Annotated in this window: 17 protein-coding genes; 14 read left to right on the top strand and 3 right to left on the bottom strand. The window is 67.7% G+C overall.

What is annotated here, in order from left to right; genetic code table 11:
* Window position 1 precedes the first annotated feature (1 nt).
* The 6 genes from lpxD (at window position 2) to J4O73_RS21705 (ending at window position 5,082) form a co-directional block, all read left to right on the top strand.
* The gene (gene lpxD, locus J4O73_RS21680; RefSeq protein WP_426220783.1) at window positions 2-1,063 is read left to right on the top strand and encodes a UDP-3-O-(3-hydroxymyristoyl)glucosamine N-acyltransferase; all 1,062 of its coding nucleotides are present in this window, start codon (window positions 2-4) and stop codon (window positions 1,061-1,063) included.
* Between the two features lie 109 nt (window positions 1,064-1,172).
* Window positions 1,173-1,637: a 3-hydroxyacyl-ACP dehydratase FabZ gene (fabZ, locus tag J4O73_RS21685; RefSeq protein ID WP_378969952.1), complete on the top strand. Its 465-nt coding sequence runs from the start codon at window positions 1,173-1,175 to the stop codon at window positions 1,635-1,637.
* A gap of 4 nt (window positions 1,638-1,641) precedes the next feature.
* Entirely contained in the window at window positions 1,642-2,460 is an 819-nt protein-coding gene (gene lpxA, locus J4O73_RS21690) for an acyl-ACP--UDP-N-acetylglucosamine O-acyltransferase (RefSeq protein WP_426220785.1), read from the top strand.
* A 10-nt stretch (window positions 2,461-2,470) separates the two neighbouring features.
* A complete protein-coding gene (locus J4O73_RS21695; protein ID WP_426220787.1) occupies window positions 2,471-3,334 on the top strand; it encodes an LpxI family protein in 864 nt (287 codons plus the stop codon).
* Window positions 3,331-4,527, top strand: coding sequence for a lipid-A-disaccharide synthase (gene lpxB, locus J4O73_RS21700; protein WP_426220789.1), 1,197 nt, complete (start codon window positions 3,331-3,333; stop codon window positions 4,525-4,527). Before J4O73_RS21695 ends, lpxB begins: the two co-directional genes overlap by 4 nt.
* 96 nt (window positions 4,528-4,623) lie before the next feature.
* Window positions 4,624-5,082 carry a hypothetical protein gene (locus J4O73_RS21705; protein WP_426220860.1) on the top strand — a complete coding sequence of 153 codons (459 nt, stop codon included), beginning with the start codon at window positions 4,624-4,626 and terminating at the stop codon, window positions 5,080-5,082.
* A 3-nt stretch (window positions 5,083-5,085) separates the two neighbouring features.
* Here the strand turns inward: J4O73_RS21705 and J4O73_RS21710 are convergent, their stop codons facing one another.
* Window positions 5,086-5,301 carry a hypothetical protein gene (locus tag J4O73_RS21710; RefSeq protein WP_426220791.1) on the bottom strand — a complete coding sequence of 72 codons (216 nt, stop codon included), beginning with the start codon at window positions 5,299-5,301 and terminating at the stop codon, window positions 5,086-5,088.
* A 144-nt stretch (window positions 5,302-5,445) separates the two neighbouring features.
* Here J4O73_RS21710 and fae point away from each other — a divergent pair, with 144 nt between their 5' ends.
* On the top strand, window positions 5,446-5,985 hold the full coding sequence (gene fae, locus J4O73_RS21715) for a formaldehyde-activating enzyme (protein WP_426220793.1): 540 nt from the start codon (window positions 5,446-5,448) through the stop codon (window positions 5,983-5,985).
* Between the two features lie 125 nt (window positions 5,986-6,110).
* On the opposite strand, the gene J4O73_RS21720 is transcribed toward fae, so the two are convergent.
* Entirely contained in the window at window positions 6,111-7,277 is a 1,167-nt protein-coding gene (locus tag J4O73_RS21720; RefSeq protein WP_426220795.1) for an alanine racemase, read from the bottom strand.
* A gap of 216 nt (window positions 7,278-7,493) precedes the next feature.
* Here J4O73_RS21720 and J4O73_RS21725 point away from each other — a divergent pair, with 216 nt between their 5' ends.
* The 7 genes from J4O73_RS21725 (at window position 7,494) to mutL (ending at window position 14,744) form a co-directional block, all read left to right on the top strand.
* Complete coding sequence (locus tag J4O73_RS21725; RefSeq protein ID WP_426220861.1) at window positions 7,494-8,213, top strand: ABC transporter ATP-binding protein; 720 nt, start codon at window positions 7,494-7,496, stop codon at window positions 8,211-8,213.
* Entirely contained in the window at window positions 8,206-8,946 is a 741-nt protein-coding gene (locus J4O73_RS21730; protein WP_426220796.1) for an ABC transporter ATP-binding protein, read from the top strand. Before J4O73_RS21725 ends, J4O73_RS21730 begins: the two co-directional genes overlap by 8 nt.
* 61 nt (window positions 8,947-9,007) lie before the next feature.
* On the top strand, window positions 9,008-10,225 hold the full coding sequence (locus J4O73_RS21735) for an ABC transporter substrate-binding protein (protein WP_426220798.1): 1,218 nt from the start codon (window positions 9,008-9,010) through the stop codon (window positions 10,223-10,225).
* Window positions 10,226-10,251: 26 nt separating this feature from the next.
* The gene (locus tag J4O73_RS21740; protein WP_426220800.1) at window positions 10,252-11,139 is read left to right on the top strand and encodes a branched-chain amino acid ABC transporter permease; all 888 of its coding nucleotides are present in this window, start codon (window positions 10,252-10,254) and stop codon (window positions 11,137-11,139) included.
* A 22-nt stretch (window positions 11,140-11,161) separates the two neighbouring features.
* Window positions 11,162-12,148 (top strand): branched-chain amino acid ABC transporter permease, encoded by a 987-nt coding sequence (locus tag J4O73_RS21745; protein ID WP_426220802.1) that lies wholly within the window; start codon window positions 11,162-11,164, stop codon window positions 12,146-12,148.
* A gap of 276 nt (window positions 12,149-12,424) precedes the next feature.
* Window positions 12,425-12,781, top strand: coding sequence for a hypothetical protein (locus tag J4O73_RS21750; RefSeq protein WP_426220804.1), 357 nt, complete (start codon window positions 12,425-12,427; stop codon window positions 12,779-12,781).
* A 52-nt stretch (window positions 12,782-12,833) separates the two neighbouring features.
* The gene (gene mutL, locus J4O73_RS21755; protein ID WP_426220806.1) at window positions 12,834-14,744 is read left to right on the top strand and encodes a DNA mismatch repair endonuclease MutL; all 1,911 of its coding nucleotides are present in this window, start codon (window positions 12,834-12,836) and stop codon (window positions 14,742-14,744) included.
* A 6-nt stretch (window positions 14,745-14,750) separates the two neighbouring features.
* Here the strand turns inward: mutL and J4O73_RS21760 are convergent, their stop codons facing one another.
* Window positions 14,751-15,128: a 4a-hydroxytetrahydrobiopterin dehydratase gene (locus tag J4O73_RS21760; protein ID WP_426220808.1), complete on the bottom strand. Its 378-nt coding sequence runs from the start codon at window positions 15,126-15,128 to the stop codon at window positions 14,751-14,753.
* Window positions 15,129-15,150: the final 22 nt, after the last annotated feature.

The raw sequence follows: 15,150 nt of genomic DNA on the forward strand, positions 1-15,150 counted from the left end.
GATGCCCGAGACACACTTCTTTACGCCCGCGACCGGCGTGACCTTCGCCGATGTCGCGGCGGCGGCCGGGGTCGCGCTGCCCGAGGGTGCCGACCCGTCCCGGCCGATCGGCGGCGCCGCCCCGCTCGAGAGCGCGGGCCCCACCGAACTCGCCTACATGGACAACGCGCGCTACGCTGAGGCGCTGACGCAGACCCGTGCTGGGATCTGCCTCGTGGGGCCGCGCTTCGCCGCCCGCGTCCCGGCCGAAACCGTGGCCATCGTCTGCCGCGATCCCTACCGGATCTACGCCGGACTGCTCGGCCGCCTCCACCCCGACGCGATGCGGCCCGGCCCGCAATTCGGAGGCAAGGGCCTTGCCTCCGGGGCCCACGTCCACCCGGACGCGCGTCTCGAGGAAGGCGTCACCGTCGATCCCGGTGCTGTCGTCGGCCCTGGCGCGGAGGTCGGTTCAGGCACGGTGATCGGCCCCAATGCCGTCATCGGACCGGGGGTTCGGATCGGCCGGGATTGCGCCATCGGCGCGGGCACGACCCTGAGTCACGCTCTGGTCGGCAATCGGGTCATCGTCCATCCGGGCGCGCGGATCGGTCAGGACGGATTCGGCTTCGCCATGGGCGCGACGCACCTGAAGGTGCCGCAGGTCGGTCGCGTGATCGTGCAGGACGATGTCGAGATCGGCGCCAACACCACCATCGACCGGGGCGCCTCCCGCGATACGGTGATCGGCGAGGGCACCAAGATCGATAACCTCGTGCAGATCGCCCACAACGTGGTGATCGGGCGCCATTGCGTGATCGTGTCGGGGGTCGGCATCTCCGGGTCGACGACGCTGGAGGATTACGTGGTGCTCGGCGGCCAGGTCGGCGTGGTCGGCCACCTGCGCATCGGGCGCGGGTCGCAGATCGCGGGCTCCTCCAACGTGAACCGCGACGTACCGCCGGGCTCGCGCTGGGGCGGCACCCCGGCCAAGCCTGTCCGGGCGTGGTTCCGCGAACTCACCACCCTCGCCCGCCTCGCGGAGCGGTCGGGTGCGGAAGCCGCCGAGGGCGAGAAGTCCTGATCGGGTTGGATCTGAAACCGCGCCTGCGGCCTTGCACATCCACGCATTTCTGCAAAAGAGAGGCCGCCTCCGGCATGGAGTCGGCCGGCAACGAAGGTAGCGCAGCACGATGAGCGAGGCGGATCAGGTTCTCGGAACGGCCGACATCCACAAGTTGCTGGAGTTGCTGCCGCACCGCTACCCGTTCCTGATGGTCGACCGCATCATCGACATCGACCGGGACGAGTCCTGTGTCGGCATCAAGAACGTGACGGCCAACGAGCCGCAGTTCCAGGGTCACTTCCCCAATCTTCCGGTCTTTCCGGGTGTGCTGATCATCGAGGGCATGGCGCAGACGGCGGGTGCCATCTGCTGTCGCCACATCATGACGGACGAGCTTCGCACGAAGCAGGTGTTCTTCATGACGATCGACAAGTGCAAGTTCCGCAAGCCGGTCATCCCGGGCGACCAGATCCGCTTCGAGATGCGCAAGATCAACCACCGTCGCACGATGTGGTGGTTCCGGGGTGAGGCGAAGGTCGATGGCGTGCTGGTGGCCGAGGCCGAAATCGGCGCCATGCTGGTGACGGAGTGAACCGATGAGCGCGCCCGCGATCCACCCGAGCGCCGTGGTCGAATCCGGCGCCGTGATCGGCGACGGGGTGCGGATCGGCCCATTTTGCCATGTCGGGCCCGATGCGGTCCTCGGCGAGGGCTGCGAACTGGTCAGCCATGTCGTGGTCGCCGGGCGCACGAGCATCGGAGCGCGCACGCGGATCTTCCCCTTCGCTTCCATCGGCCATCCGCCGCAGGACCTGAAGTATCGCGGCGAGCCCTCGACGCTGACCATCGGCGAGGAATGTCTGATCCGCGAGGGCGTCACCATGAATCCCGGCACGGCGGGCGGCGGCCTGTCGACGACGATCGGTGACCGGTGTGCCTTCCTGGCCAATTCGCATGTCGGGCACGACTGTCACGTCGGCTCCAACGTGGTCTTCTCCAACAATGTGATGCTGGCGGGCCATTGCTCGGTGGGCGATTTCGCCATCCTGGGCGGCGGCGCGGCGGTGATCCAGTTCGCCCGCGTCGGGGCCCATGCGTTCGTCGGGGGCCTCTCGGGCCTCGAGAATGATTGCATTCCCTACGGCATGGTGCTGGGGAACCGGGCCTACCTGTCCGGCCTCAACATCGTCGGGCTTCAGCGCCGCGGCTTCGCGCGGGAGGACATCCACACCCTGCGCCGCGCCTACCGGCTGCTCTTCGCGCAGGAGGGCACGCTGATGGAGAGGGTCGAGGACGTGGCGACGACGTTCGAATCCCACACGGCGGTGCGCGAGATCCTCGAATTCATCCGCGCGGGCGGCAAGCGGTCGATCTGCACGCCCCGTGAGGCTCCGGTGCCGGTCGGCGGCGCCTGATCACGTCGCCATGCCGGAGGCCGTCTCGCCCGGCGAGGGCAACCTCGTCCTGATCGCGGGCGCCGGACGCCTGCCGGAACTCGTTGCGGATTCGCTGGACAGGGCGGGCACGCCCTTCCGCATGATCGCCCTACGCGGCTTCACCGGCCGCCCCCTGCGCGGGCGGGCGAATGCCACGGTCGATCTCCTCGACCTTGCGGCGACGCTGGCCCTGCTCAAGACGTGGGGTCCTGCGGTGGTGGTCCCGGCGGGGAGCGTCGCCCGTCCGAGCGCGGCGGCGATCTTCAACGCGGGCGCCGCATGGCGGAACCGGGATACGTTGCGCGAGATAGCAGGCGGTGGCGACGATCGCCTCCTGCGCGCGGCCCTGTCGTTGGTGGAAGAGAACGGGCACCGGGTGCTCGGTGTCCATGAGGCCGCGCCGGATCTGCTCTGCCCGGAAGGCCCGCTCGGCGTCGTGAAGGCGGATGGGGAGGCGCAGGTCTCCATCGCCACGGGTCAGAGCGTCCTCAAGGCCCTTTCGCCCTTCGATGTCGGACAGGCGGTTGCCGTCGCGGGGGATCGCGTGCTGGCGGTCGAGGGCCCTGAGGGCACCGACAAGATGCTTGCGCGCGCCCGCGCCCTCGGGCGCAAACCCTTCGGGCGGGGGCGGCCCAATGCGGGCACCGTGCTGGTGAAGGCGCCTAAGGCCGGACAGGACCTTCGCATCGATCTCCCGGCGGTCGGGCCGCGCACCATCCGCAACGCTCATGCGGCGGGCTGTGCCGGGCTTGCCCTCCGGGCCGGAGGCACTCTGGTGATCGACCGCGTCGCCACCGCCGCCGAAGCCGACCGGCTCGGCCTGTTCGTGATCGGCTTAGGGGATCCCGCATGAGCGCCCCCCGCATCTGGCTCGTGGCGGGCGAGGATTCCGGTGATCAGCTTGGCGCCAAACTCATGCGGGCCCTGCGCGCGGCGGCTCCCGGCGTCACCTTTGGCGGCGTCGGGGGCGAGGCCATGGCGGAGGAAGGCTTCGCCTCCCTCTTCCCCCTCGATGATGTGGCGGTAATGGGCTACCTGCCCGTGCTCGCCAGGGCGCGGACCTTGCTGCGGCGAATCCGCGAGACGGCGGAAGATATCGTCGCGGCCAAGCCGGACATCCTCGTCATCATCGACAGCCCTGGCTTCACCCATGCTGTGGCCAAGCGGGTGCGCAAGGCCATGCCCTCGCTCCCCATCGTCGATTACGTCTCGCCGAGCGTCTGGGCATGGCGACCCTGGCGGGCGAAGGGCATGCGGCCCTTCATCGATCACGTCCTCGCCCTGCTTCCGTTCGAGCCTGAGGCGCATGCCCGCCTCGGCGGACCACCCTGCACCTATGTCGGTCATCCGCTGATCGAGCGTCTGGACGCGTTGCGACCCGATGCGGCGGCGCAAGCTCGGCGAGAACGAGCCCCCTACCCCCTCGTGGTGCTGCCGGGCTCCCGCCGCTCCGAGATCGAGCGTCTGATGCCGGTCTTCGGCCCAGCCCTTGCGCGGATTGCGCGGGACTTACCCATCGAGGCGGTTCTGCCCGCCGTGTCGCGCCACCGGGCGCGGATCGAGGAACTGGCCAAGGGCTGGGACGTGCCGGTCCGCATCGTCGGCGGGGAAGCCGAGAAATACGCCGCGTTCCGGGCGGGGCGAGCGGCGCTCGCGGCGTCTGGGACGGTCACCCTCGAACTCGCCCTCTCCGGCGTACCGACTGTCGTGGCCTACAAGGTCTCGCGGGTGGAGGAATTCATCGCCCGGCGGCTCATCCAGGTGCCGAGCATCGTGCTGCCGAACTTGATCCTCGGCCGGAACGCCATGCCGGAATTCGTGCAGGCCGAATGCTCACCGGACAACCTCGCCAACGCCCTGCTGCCGCTTGTGCGTGGCGGGCCGGAGCGGGAGGCCCAGATCGCCGCCCTCGACCGGATGGATGAGCTCACCATCCTGCCGGGCGACGATACGCCGAGCCGGGCGGCGGCGCGGGTCGTTTTGACAATGCTGCGCAGCCTATCGGTGGCGGCTCGGCCACAGGGCGGGGATGGCGCCACGCGCTGAGGCGCAGATAGCTTGACCGGACCACGGGGCGCGGTTCAATGCGCTCAGGATGGAACCCGAACGGGTCGGGACATCCGGTTGCGAGAGGGATGGCGGATCGTGCGGCGGCTTCCGCTCCTCGTCCTGGCGGCTCCTGTGGTGGTCGCGGCGCTCGGCGCCTGCACCGCGACGAGCTTCTCCTACATCTCCAAGACCTATGTCGGCCTGCCGTCGCAGGTCGTGACCATTGGCTGCAAGGAGCCCTACGAGGTCTATGACAACCGGCAGCAACGCCGGATGCTCATCGTCTCGAATGCCCTGCGCGAGGTCACCGGCTGCAACATCAACGACCTGCGGATCGACCCCGATCCGGAGGGAACACGCGTGGGCCGGTTCCGCGCCGCCGCGCGTGCCTATCTGGACGAGACCGTCCGGGAAGACTGCACCATTCGGGGCGAGACCGTGTTCGACACGCTCAAGACCGAGTTCGCCTATGCCTGCTCGGCGCCGATCGAGCCCCGCAATGCTAAGGTGCCTCGCCTGCCCGGACGTCGGCCCGGCCTTCAGGCGCAATAGGCCTCAGACCTCGGGGCGCGGAAACGTCCGCTCGGCAGCATCGCCCGCCGCCGCCAGCAGCGCGCGGGCGAAGGCCCTCGCCTCGCCTCGCTCCAGCACGACCGCCGCCGTCAAGGGATGTCCGGCGAGATCGGGCAAGGTCAATTCGAGGCGCACGCCTTCGCGCACGGCGCTGGCTTGAAGGCTCCAGCTCGCCTCCCGTCCTGGTTGCTCGGCCATGGCCAGTCCCGCCCCATCATCGCGGCACCCCGCGTGACTTCCTCCTGCCCCGCCTCTCCACAATCCTCAAGACCGGCATGTGCCGGCTTGCGTTGACGCCGTGGGCGGGATGATGTCTCCCCTGCGCCGACAAGGGAGCATGACATGTCAGAGATTTGGTTCCGCGCCGGCGAGGCGACCGTGCTGGCCGCAGAGGGTCAATACACCGACGCGATGCCCGAGGTGCTGATCGGCTCCACCCAGGGTCCCGTGGGACAGGCCTTCGCCTCCATGATGGGTCAGGCTGTCGGCCACACCCGCATGTTCGTGGTGCGCGACCTCAACCAGCTCGTGCGTCCTGCGACGATGATGACGAGCAAGGTCACGATCCAGAGCGCCGATTACGTCGAGCTTCTGGGCGGCGTCGTCCAGGCGGCGACGGGCGATGCCATCGTGGATTGCATCATCGAGGGCATCCTGCCGAAGGAGGGCCTGGATGACCTCTGCATGATCATCATGATCTGGCTCGATATCCGCTGCGCCGACGACGACAATCTCGACCGCAAGGATCTCTACCGGACCAATTACGAGGCGACCAAGCTCGCCATCGCTCGCGCCCTGAAGGGTGAGCCGACGGTCGACGAGCTGATCGCCAACCGGAAGACCGTGAAGCACTACGCACTCGAAGACATCATCGAGTACTGAGACAGCCCCACTCCGCCATTGCGAACGAAGTGAAGCAATCCAGGGACAGGCTCCTTTTTAATAGGTCCCGCTGCCCTGGATTGCTTCGCTGGCGCCCGCAATGACGGCAGCGGCTCTGAGGGTCCTTACCACCCGTTGATCCGCTCCCACACTGCGGAGGCGCGGCCTTCGCCGTCGATGACGTGGTAGCGATCGTACTGCGCGGCGGTGGCGCAGGCGTGGTTCGGCAGAATTCGCACCAGCGTGCCGACTGGTAGCTCGGGAAGCTGCGCGCTCGACCCCTTCCGCACGGCGAGCACGCCGTGCTCCTGGTTCGCTTGAGCGACGATCACGTCTGCATAAGCGTGGCCCAATCGGTCGCAGACGATGCCGTATCCCTGGTCAACGGCCTGCGTGGCAGTGCCCCGGTCGCGGGACATGGCCATCCACCCGGCATCGGTGATGATCCAGCCCTTCTCCGGCTGGTGACCGATGACGGTAGCCAGCACCGAGACGCAGATGTCCTCGACGGCGCAGGATCCGATCCCGGCCTGGACCAGATCCCCGAACATATAGACCCCGGCGCGCACTTCGGTGATGCCGTCGAGATGCCGGGCATGGCGTGCAGTCGGCGTCGAACCGACGCTGACGACGGGGCATTCGAACCCGGCCGCCCGCAGGGTCTCCGCTGCCTGAAGCGCCGCCTTGCGCTCGCCTTCGGCGGCATGAGCGAGCGCCTCCGGATCGGAGAGGCCGTAGCTCTCGCCCGCATGCAGGAGAACGCCGCGCAACGCGGCGCCTTGAGCGAGCCGTTCACCGATGCCGCGCAGCAACTCGGCGTTGCCGGGCTTCACGCCGGAGCGGTGGCCATCGGGATCGACCTCAATAAAGACCGGAAGCCGGTCCCCGCTCGCGCGGCTCCATGCAGCGACGGCTTCGGCCTGAACCAGCGAGTCGAGCACGACCGCGAGGTCCGCCTTCCAACGGCGGCGGATCTCCCCGACCCGGTCGAGCTTGTTCGGCGCGATGCCGACCGCATAGGTCAGATCGGTCACGCCGCGCTCGGCGAAATACTCGGCTTCCTTGAGGGTCGAAACCGTGGCCGGACCGCTCGGGCTCGTCATCGCCATGCGGGCCACGTCGATGGACTTGGCGGTCTTGAGGTGCGGACGGAAGGCGACCCCGTGCCGTGACACCTGCGCCTGCATGCCCGCGAGGTTGGCGGCGAGCTTGCGCTGGTCGAGGAGCAGGCAGGGTGTCTGAAGGGTGCCGAGCCCGTCGTCGATCCCGTTCGTGTTCGCCGCTCCGGTCATCCTGCACTCGCTTTTCATCAGGCCGATGGGTTCGTTTAATCCCTCGTGGCTGCGACTTTAAAGGGCGGGCTCCGTATCAGTGGCCGTGGATTGTTTGGGGCGCCCGACCGAAACCGGTGGACGGCAGGAGACGCGTTCGTCCATAGAGCCTTCAAACAAACGCGGGGAGGGCCGCTCTTGGGACGGGACGTGATCCTGGCAACTCAAGGGTTGACCATGGAATTCAAGGGATTTCGTGCGGTCAACAATGTTGCGCTGCAAGTCGAGCGCGGCACGATCCACGCGCTGATCGGCCCCAATGGGGCCGGCAAGACGACGTGTTTCAATCTACTCACGAAGTTCCTGCAACCCACAGCAGGTTCGATCCGCTATAAGGATCGCGACATTACCGGCCTGAAACCCGCCGACGTGGCGCGGCTGGGTCTCGTTCGGTCGTTTCAGATCTCGGCGGTCTTTCCGCACTTCACGGTCATGGAGAACGTCCGCATCGCGCTTCAGCGGCGGCGGCACGGCGACTCGTTCGACTTCTGGCGCGCGGAAAAGATTTTGCGCGGCTTCAATGCCGAGGCGCTGGAGTTGGTCGAGGCGGTAGGCCTGTCCGAATTTGCGAACACGCAGGCGGTGGAACTCTCCTACGGCCGCAAGCGCGCCCTGGAGATCGCCACGACACTGGCCCTCGACCCCGAAATGCTGCTCCTAGACGAGCCGATGGCGGGCATGGGACACGAGGATGTGGACCGCACCGCCGAGTTGATCCGCCGGGTGGGCAAGGACCGCACGATCCTGATGGTGGAGCACAACCTCTCCGTGGTGGCATCGCTCTCGGACCGCATCACCGTGCTTGCCCGCGGGCAGGTGCTCGCCGAAGGCGACTACGCCACCGTGTCGAAGGATCCGCGCGTGGTCGAGGCTTACATCGGGTCGGGACATGCCTGAGGCTGCGCAGAAACTGTCTTCGGTGGCCTCGACGGCGCCCCTCCTCGCGGTTCGAGGGCTCCAGGGCTGGTATGGCGAGAGCCATGTGCTCCACGGCATCGACATTGACGTGAAGGCGGGCGAGGTCGTGACCCTGCTCGGCCGCAACGGCGCGGGCAAGACCACGACGCTGCGCGCTATCATCGGCATCCTCGGTCGGCGCTCCGGCTCCATCGTCTATGACGGCGTCGAGACCATCGGCATGGCCTCGCGCAAGATCGCCAAGCTCGGCCTCGGCTACGTGCCGGAAGAGCGCGGCATCTTCTCGAGCCTCACGGTGCAGGAAAACCTGATGCTGCCCCCCCGGGTGAAGCCCGGTGGCATGTCGGTGGCCGAGATCCACACCCTGTTCCCGAACCTCAAGGAGCGCGCGGGGAGCCAGGGCACGAAGCTCTCCGGCGGCGAGCAGCAGATGCTCGCCATCGGCCGCATCCTGCGCACGGGCGCCAAGCTGATCCTGCTCGACGAGCCGACCGAAGGCTTGGCCCCGGTCATCGTCCAGCAGATCGGCCGGACCATCCAGAAGCTGAAGGCCGATGGCTACACCATCGTCCTGGTCGAGCAGAATTTCCGCTTCGCCCAGACCCTGGCCGACCGGCACTTCGTGATCGAGCAAGGCCGCGTCGTGGACCAGATCGCCAACGCCGATCTCGACGCGAACCTCGACAAACTCCACGCCTATCTCGGCGTGTGAGCAAGCCACACCTTCGTTTGACCGACCAACCGGCCGAAACGGCCGCCAAGGAGTGACACCGATGAACGGACGCTTTCCGCTCGCCGCACTCGCGGGGGCCTTCCTGGCCGGCGTGGCCATGATCGTTCCGGCTGCTGCCCAGACGACCGTGAAGATCGGTGTCCTGGGCGACCGCTCCGGCGCCTATTCCGACATCAGCGGCGAGGGCTCGGTGGTCGCCGCCAAGCTTGCGCTGGAAGATTTCAAGCCCGAGGAAAAGGGCCTGAAGGTCGAGATCGTCTCGGCCGACCACCAGAACAAGCCGGATGTCGGCGCGGCCATCGCCCGTCAGTGGTACGACCGCGACAAGGTCGACATGATCACCGACGGCGTGACCTCCTCCGTCGCGCTGGCGATCAGCCAGGTGACCAAGGAAAAGAACAAGGTCTTCATCGACACCGGCGCGGGCACCGCCGACCTGACCGGCCCGCAATGCAGCCCGAACACGATCCACTGGGTCTACGACACGGTGGCGCTGGCGAACGGCACCGGCGGCGCCATGGTGAAGCGCGGCGGTAACACGTGGTTCTTCCTCACCGCCGATTACGTCTTCGGCCAGACGCTTCAGCGCGACACGACCAAGGTCATCGACAAGAACGGCGGCAAGGTCGTCGGCTCGGTGAAGACGCCGTTCCCGACCGCCGACTTCTCGTCCTTCCTGCTTCAGGCGCAAAGCTCCGGCGCGAAGGTGATCGGGCTGGCCAATGCGGGCGCGGACACGATCAACGCGATCAAGCAGGCCGGTGAGTTCGGCATCACCGAGGGCGGTCAGTCCCTCGCCGGTCTCCTCGTCTTCTCGTCGGACGTGCATTCGCTCGGCACCAAGGTCGCCCAGGGCCTCGTGCTCACCGAGCCGTTCTATTGGGACCTGAACGACCAGACCCGCGCCTTCTCCGACCGTTTCGCGAAGCAGATGAAGGGCTCGAAGCCGACCTCGAACCATGCCGGCGTCTATTCGGACGTGCTTCACTACCTGAAAGCGGTGGCCGAGCTGAAGTCGACCGCCGACGGCGCCGCCACCGTCGCCAAGATGAAGGCGATGCCGACCGACGATCCGCTGTTCGGCAAGGGCGTGGTGCGCGCCGACGGCCGCAAGATCCACGACATGTACCTGTTCGAGGTCAAGAAGCCCACCGAGTCGAAGGGCGAGTGGGATCTCTACAAGAAGCTCGAGACGATCCCCGGCGATCAGGTCTTCCGCCCGCTGGGCGAGGGCAACTGCCCGCTGGTCAAGGGCTGAGCGTGTAGGCGTCTGGGAGTCCGGCCATGATGACGATATTCGGGGTGCCGACCCAGGCGCTGTTCGGCCAATTGCTGCTCGGGCTGATCAATGGATCGTTCTACGCGATCCTGTCGCTCGGGCTGGCGATCATCTTCGGCCTGTTGAACATCATCAACTTCGCCCACGGCGCGCTCTATATGATGGGCGCGTTCGTGGCGTGGATGCTGCTCACCTATCTCGGCCTCGGCTATTGGTGGGCGCTGGGGCTGGCGCCCCTCGTCGTCGGCGTGTTCGGGGTCATCCTCGAACGCGTGTTGATCGCGCGGCTGTACAAGCTCGATCATCTCTACGGCCTGCTCCTGACCTTCGGTCTGGCGCTGATCATCCAGGGCCTGTTCCGCAACCAGTACGGCGTGTCGGGCCTGCCCTACGCCATCCCGTCCGAACTCTCGGGCGGGCAGCGGCTGCCCTTCATGTTCCTGCCGAACTACCGGGCCTGGGTGGTGGTGGCCTCGCTCACCGTCTGCATCGCGACGTGGCTCGTCATCGAGAAGACCAAACTCGGCGCCTATCTGCGGGCGGCCACCGAAAACCCGACCCTCGTCCAGGCCTTCGGCGTTAACGTGCCCCTGTTCCTGACCTTGACCTACGGGTTCGGCGTGGCGCTGGCGGGCTTCGCGGGCGTGCTCGCGGCCCCGATCTATTCGGTGAACCCGAACATGGGCGCGGACATCATCATCGTGGTGTTCGCGGTGGTGGTGATCGGCGGCATGGGCTCGATCATCGGCTCGGTCATCACCGGCTTCGCCCTGGGCCTCGTCGAGGGCCTGACCAAGGTCTTCTATCCCGAGGCGTCCTCAACCGTGATCTTCGTGATCATGGTGGTGGTGTTGCTCGTCAAACCCGCCGGCCTGTTCGGGCGCACGGCCTGACGTAACGGAAAGCGCGACCATCATGGCCGACACCGCCGCCCTCGACGCCGCCCCCATCGCATCCGCCCTGCCGGAAAGCCGGGACGACAAGGCACTCCAGCGCAAGATCTTCATCGGCCTCGCCGTGCTGCTCGTGCTGGCGCCGCTGGTCCTCTATCCCGTCTACCTCATGAAGGTGCTGTGCTTCGCGCTGTTCGCGCTGGCCTTCAACCTGCTGCTTGGGTACGGCGGCCTGCTCTCCTTCGGCCATGCCGCCTATTTCGGCATGGCGAGCTACCTTTCGGCCTACAGTGCCAAGATATGGGGGCTGACGCCCGAGGTTGCGATCCTCCTCGGCACGGCGACCGCCGCCCTCCTCGGGCTGGTCTTCGGCGCGCTCGCGATCCGAAGGCAGGGCATCTACTTCTCGATGATCACCCTGGCGCTCGCGCAGATGGCGTTCTTCTTCGCCCTGCAGGCGAAGTTCACGGGCGGCGAGGACGGTATCCAGGCCGTGCCCCGCGGCGCCCTGTTCGGGGCGATCCCCCTCGACGACGACCGGGTGATGTATGCCCTCGTCGCCGTGGTGTTCTTCTTCGGGATGCTCGCGATCTACCGGATCATCCACTCGCCCTTCGGGCAGGTGCTGAAGGCGATCCGCGACAACGAGAGCCGCGCCGTCTCGCTCGGCTACCGCGTGAACCAGTACAAGCTCGCGGTCTTCGTCCTGTCCGCGACGCTGGCCGGACTCGCGGGCGCCACCAAGGCGATCGTGTTCCAGCTCGCCTCGCTCACCGACGTGCATTGGTCGATGTCGGGCGAGGTGGTGCTCATGACGCTCGTCGGCGGCATGGGCACCGTGTTCGGCCCCATCGTCGGCGCGCTGGTGATCGTCACCATGGAGACCTACCTCGCGCAGTTCGGCGCCTGGGTGACGGTCATCCAGGGCTGCGTCTTCGTGCTCTGCGTGCTGCTGTTCCGCGAAGGCATCGTGGGGCTCATCGCTCGCATGCTGCGCAAGCCGCTATAGGGCGCGGAGAAGATTCGCGGCGCCCGGCGCCGCGATTTTGCGCGTTGCTGGCGGCCCCTTGGGCGGACTGCCTTCGTGTTGGACGCCTTGACAACAGCGCTTGACACCCTAGGGCCAAGCTTGTGTTGCTTTCCGGCACCAGAATGTTTTGGAGTTCTATCGAAAAGCTGATTTTGCCCGTTCGGAGCCAAGTCTAGCGTCGCGCGAAAACGGCCACGCTACCTTTCGTTAACCAATCGATTCACATCATTCACCATCAAAACGATCGGTGACGTGATGGCCCCTGCTCGCTCCCGCAGTTTCGACGACCCCACCCTGGATTGCCCTGTTTCACCCGAGACGGTCGGCCGCCTCGCACGGGCGACGCCGGGCGATCTCCCCGACCTCGTGGAGGGGATTCCCGAGTCGACACGAGCCAGGCTTGCGGTCTGGCTCTACGGGCGCAGCCACACCCACGAGATTGGCGTGCGCATCGCCGCGACCTGCGACGGCACGAGCCTCCGCCGCGCTGGCGGGCTGATCGGCAACGCGCTCTACGACCTGTCCCGCCGTCCCTACGCCGCACCGACGCACGGCACGCGGGTCAGCGGTTCGGCGCGGATCAGCCTCGGCGGATCGAGCCGTTACGCCTGAGACCACTTCGTCCCCTGGAGCGCACGTCCTCCAGGGGGTATCGTCGCGGGACATGTCAGCCGCCCCCGCCACGATCCGCCGCCTCGACCCCGTCCTCGTGGACCGCATCGCTGCGGGCGAGGTGGTCGAGCGCCCGGCCTCCGCCGTCAAGGAATTGGTGGAGAACGCCATCGATGCGGGCGCGCGCTCCATCGAGATCACCATCGAGGGCGGCGGTCGGCGACTGATCCGCGTGGTCGATGACGGGCGCGGAATGAGCCCGGACGATCTCGCACTGGCCGTCGAGCGCCATGCCACCTCCAAGCTGCCCGACGGCGACCTGAGCGCCATCGCGACGCTCGGCTTTCGCGGCGAGGCCCTGCCCTCCATCGGTGCGGTCTCGCGCCTGTCGATCACCACCCGCCCCGAGGGCGCCGAGGCCGGGGCGAGCCTTGTGGTCGATGCGGGGCGCAAGGGCGAGGTGATGCCCGCCGCCGCCGCGCGGGGGACTCGCATCGAGATCACCGACCTCTTCGCCGCGACACCGGCCCGGCTCAAGTTCCTGAAGTCGGACCGCGCCGAGAACGCAGCCGTGGGCGAGATCGTCCGCCGCCTCGCCGCCGCACAGCCGGGCATCCGCTTCACCCTACGCACCGAAGCGGGCCAGCCCCTGGTCCTCCCGGCCGAGGCGGGAGAGGAGGCGTCGCTGCGGCGCCTCGCCTCGGTGCTGGGGCCGGATTTCAAGGCCAACGCCCTTCCGGTCGATCTGCAGCGCGAGGGCTTCGCCGTCTCCGGTCATGTCGGGCTGCCGACCTTCCACCGGGGTGCCGGGAGCCACATCCACCTCGTTGTCAACAGTCGGCCAGTGCGCGACCGGTTGCTCCTCGGCGCGGTGCGCGGGGCCTATGCCGATACCCTGGCTTCGGACCGGCATCCGGTGCTCGGTCTCGTCATCGCCTGCGCCCCCGACCTCGTGGACGTGAACGTCCATCCGGCCAAGACGGAGGTGAGGTTCCGGGAGCCGGGTCTGGTCCGCGCCCTCGTCGTCAGCGCGATCCATGACGCCCTGCGCCGGGGCGGCGCCCGCTCGGCGACGACCGGCGGCCTGCGCACCATCGAGGCCCTGCGCCCCGCCGCGCCGCGCCTGACCGCCCATACCGGCTATGCGGCTCCGAGCCTGTTCAAGACCGGCGCCGCGCCGCGCCTGCGGGACATGCCCTCCTTCGGGGCCCCGTCGGGCTATGACGGTCCCGCCTACCGGCCGACGCCCGGCCTCGCGGAAGCGGTCCAGGACCTGCTCCAAGCCCCGCCGAGCCTGCCTTCTTCCTTGCCGCCCCAGGCGGAAGTCGCGCCCGAGACGGAGGCGGCCCTGGAGGATCACCCGCTCGGTGCGGCACGGGCGCAGATCCACGGCACGTATATTCTGGCGCAGACCCGCGACGGCCTCGTCATCGTGGACCAGCACGCGGCGCATGAGCGCCTCGTCTACGAGCGTCTGAAGGCGCAGCGCGCGGCCGGGGGCATCGCCCGGCAGGGCCTGCTGATCCCGGATGTCGTCGAGATGGAGCCGGAGGCAGCCGAACGGCTCTGCGCCTGCGCGGAAGACCTGGAGCGGCTCGGCCTCGCCCTGGAACCGTTCGGGCCGGGGGCCGTCCTGATCCGGGAGATCCCGGCCCTCCTGATCGGCGCGAGCCTCCGCGACCTCGTGACCGACATCCTCGATGCGCTGGATGCCAGCGGGCTCGAAGAGGGCGGCGACCCGGCGACGGAGACCGGCCCCCTCGGACGACGCCTCGATGCGGTACTTTCAAGGATGAGTTGCCACGGCTCGGTCCGCGCCGGGCGGCGCCTGAAGCCCGAGGAGATGAACGCATTGCTCCGCGAAATGGAGGCGACGCCGAATTCGGGCCAGTGCAACCATGGCCGCCCGACCTCGGTGGAACTGAAGCTCACCGATATCGAGCGGCTGTTCGGGCGACGATAGACGAGCCTACTTCTCGTACTTGATGTAGGCGAAGCGCGGATCGGTCGGCGTTCCTTCGAGCCCCTGCCCTTCCGAGGCGGGTTGCCAGGAGACGACCTCCTCGATCTTCTTGGCCAGGGCGAAATCCTTATCGGTGATGCCCTTCGCGGCGTGGTTCATCAGCCGCACCTCGACCCAGGCGTAGGACGCGGTGATGTCCGGGTGGTGCCACGCGGCCTCAGCAAGATGGCCCACGGTGTTGATGACCATGAGCGTGCCCTTCCAGCCCGCCGTCTTGTAGGTGCGGCGGATCCAGCCATCCTCCAGTCGCCAGGAGGGGAGCTCGGCTTTGAGCCGGGCCTCCACCGCCGCCTCGTCCATGGCTCCTTCGCGCCGCTCGGTCATTCCGTTTCCTCCGTCATCGTGG

This window comes from Methylobacterium sp. NFXW15, assembly GCF_049887755.1.
Lineage (GTDB): Bacteria > Pseudomonadota > Alphaproteobacteria > Rhizobiales > Beijerinckiaceae > Methylobacterium.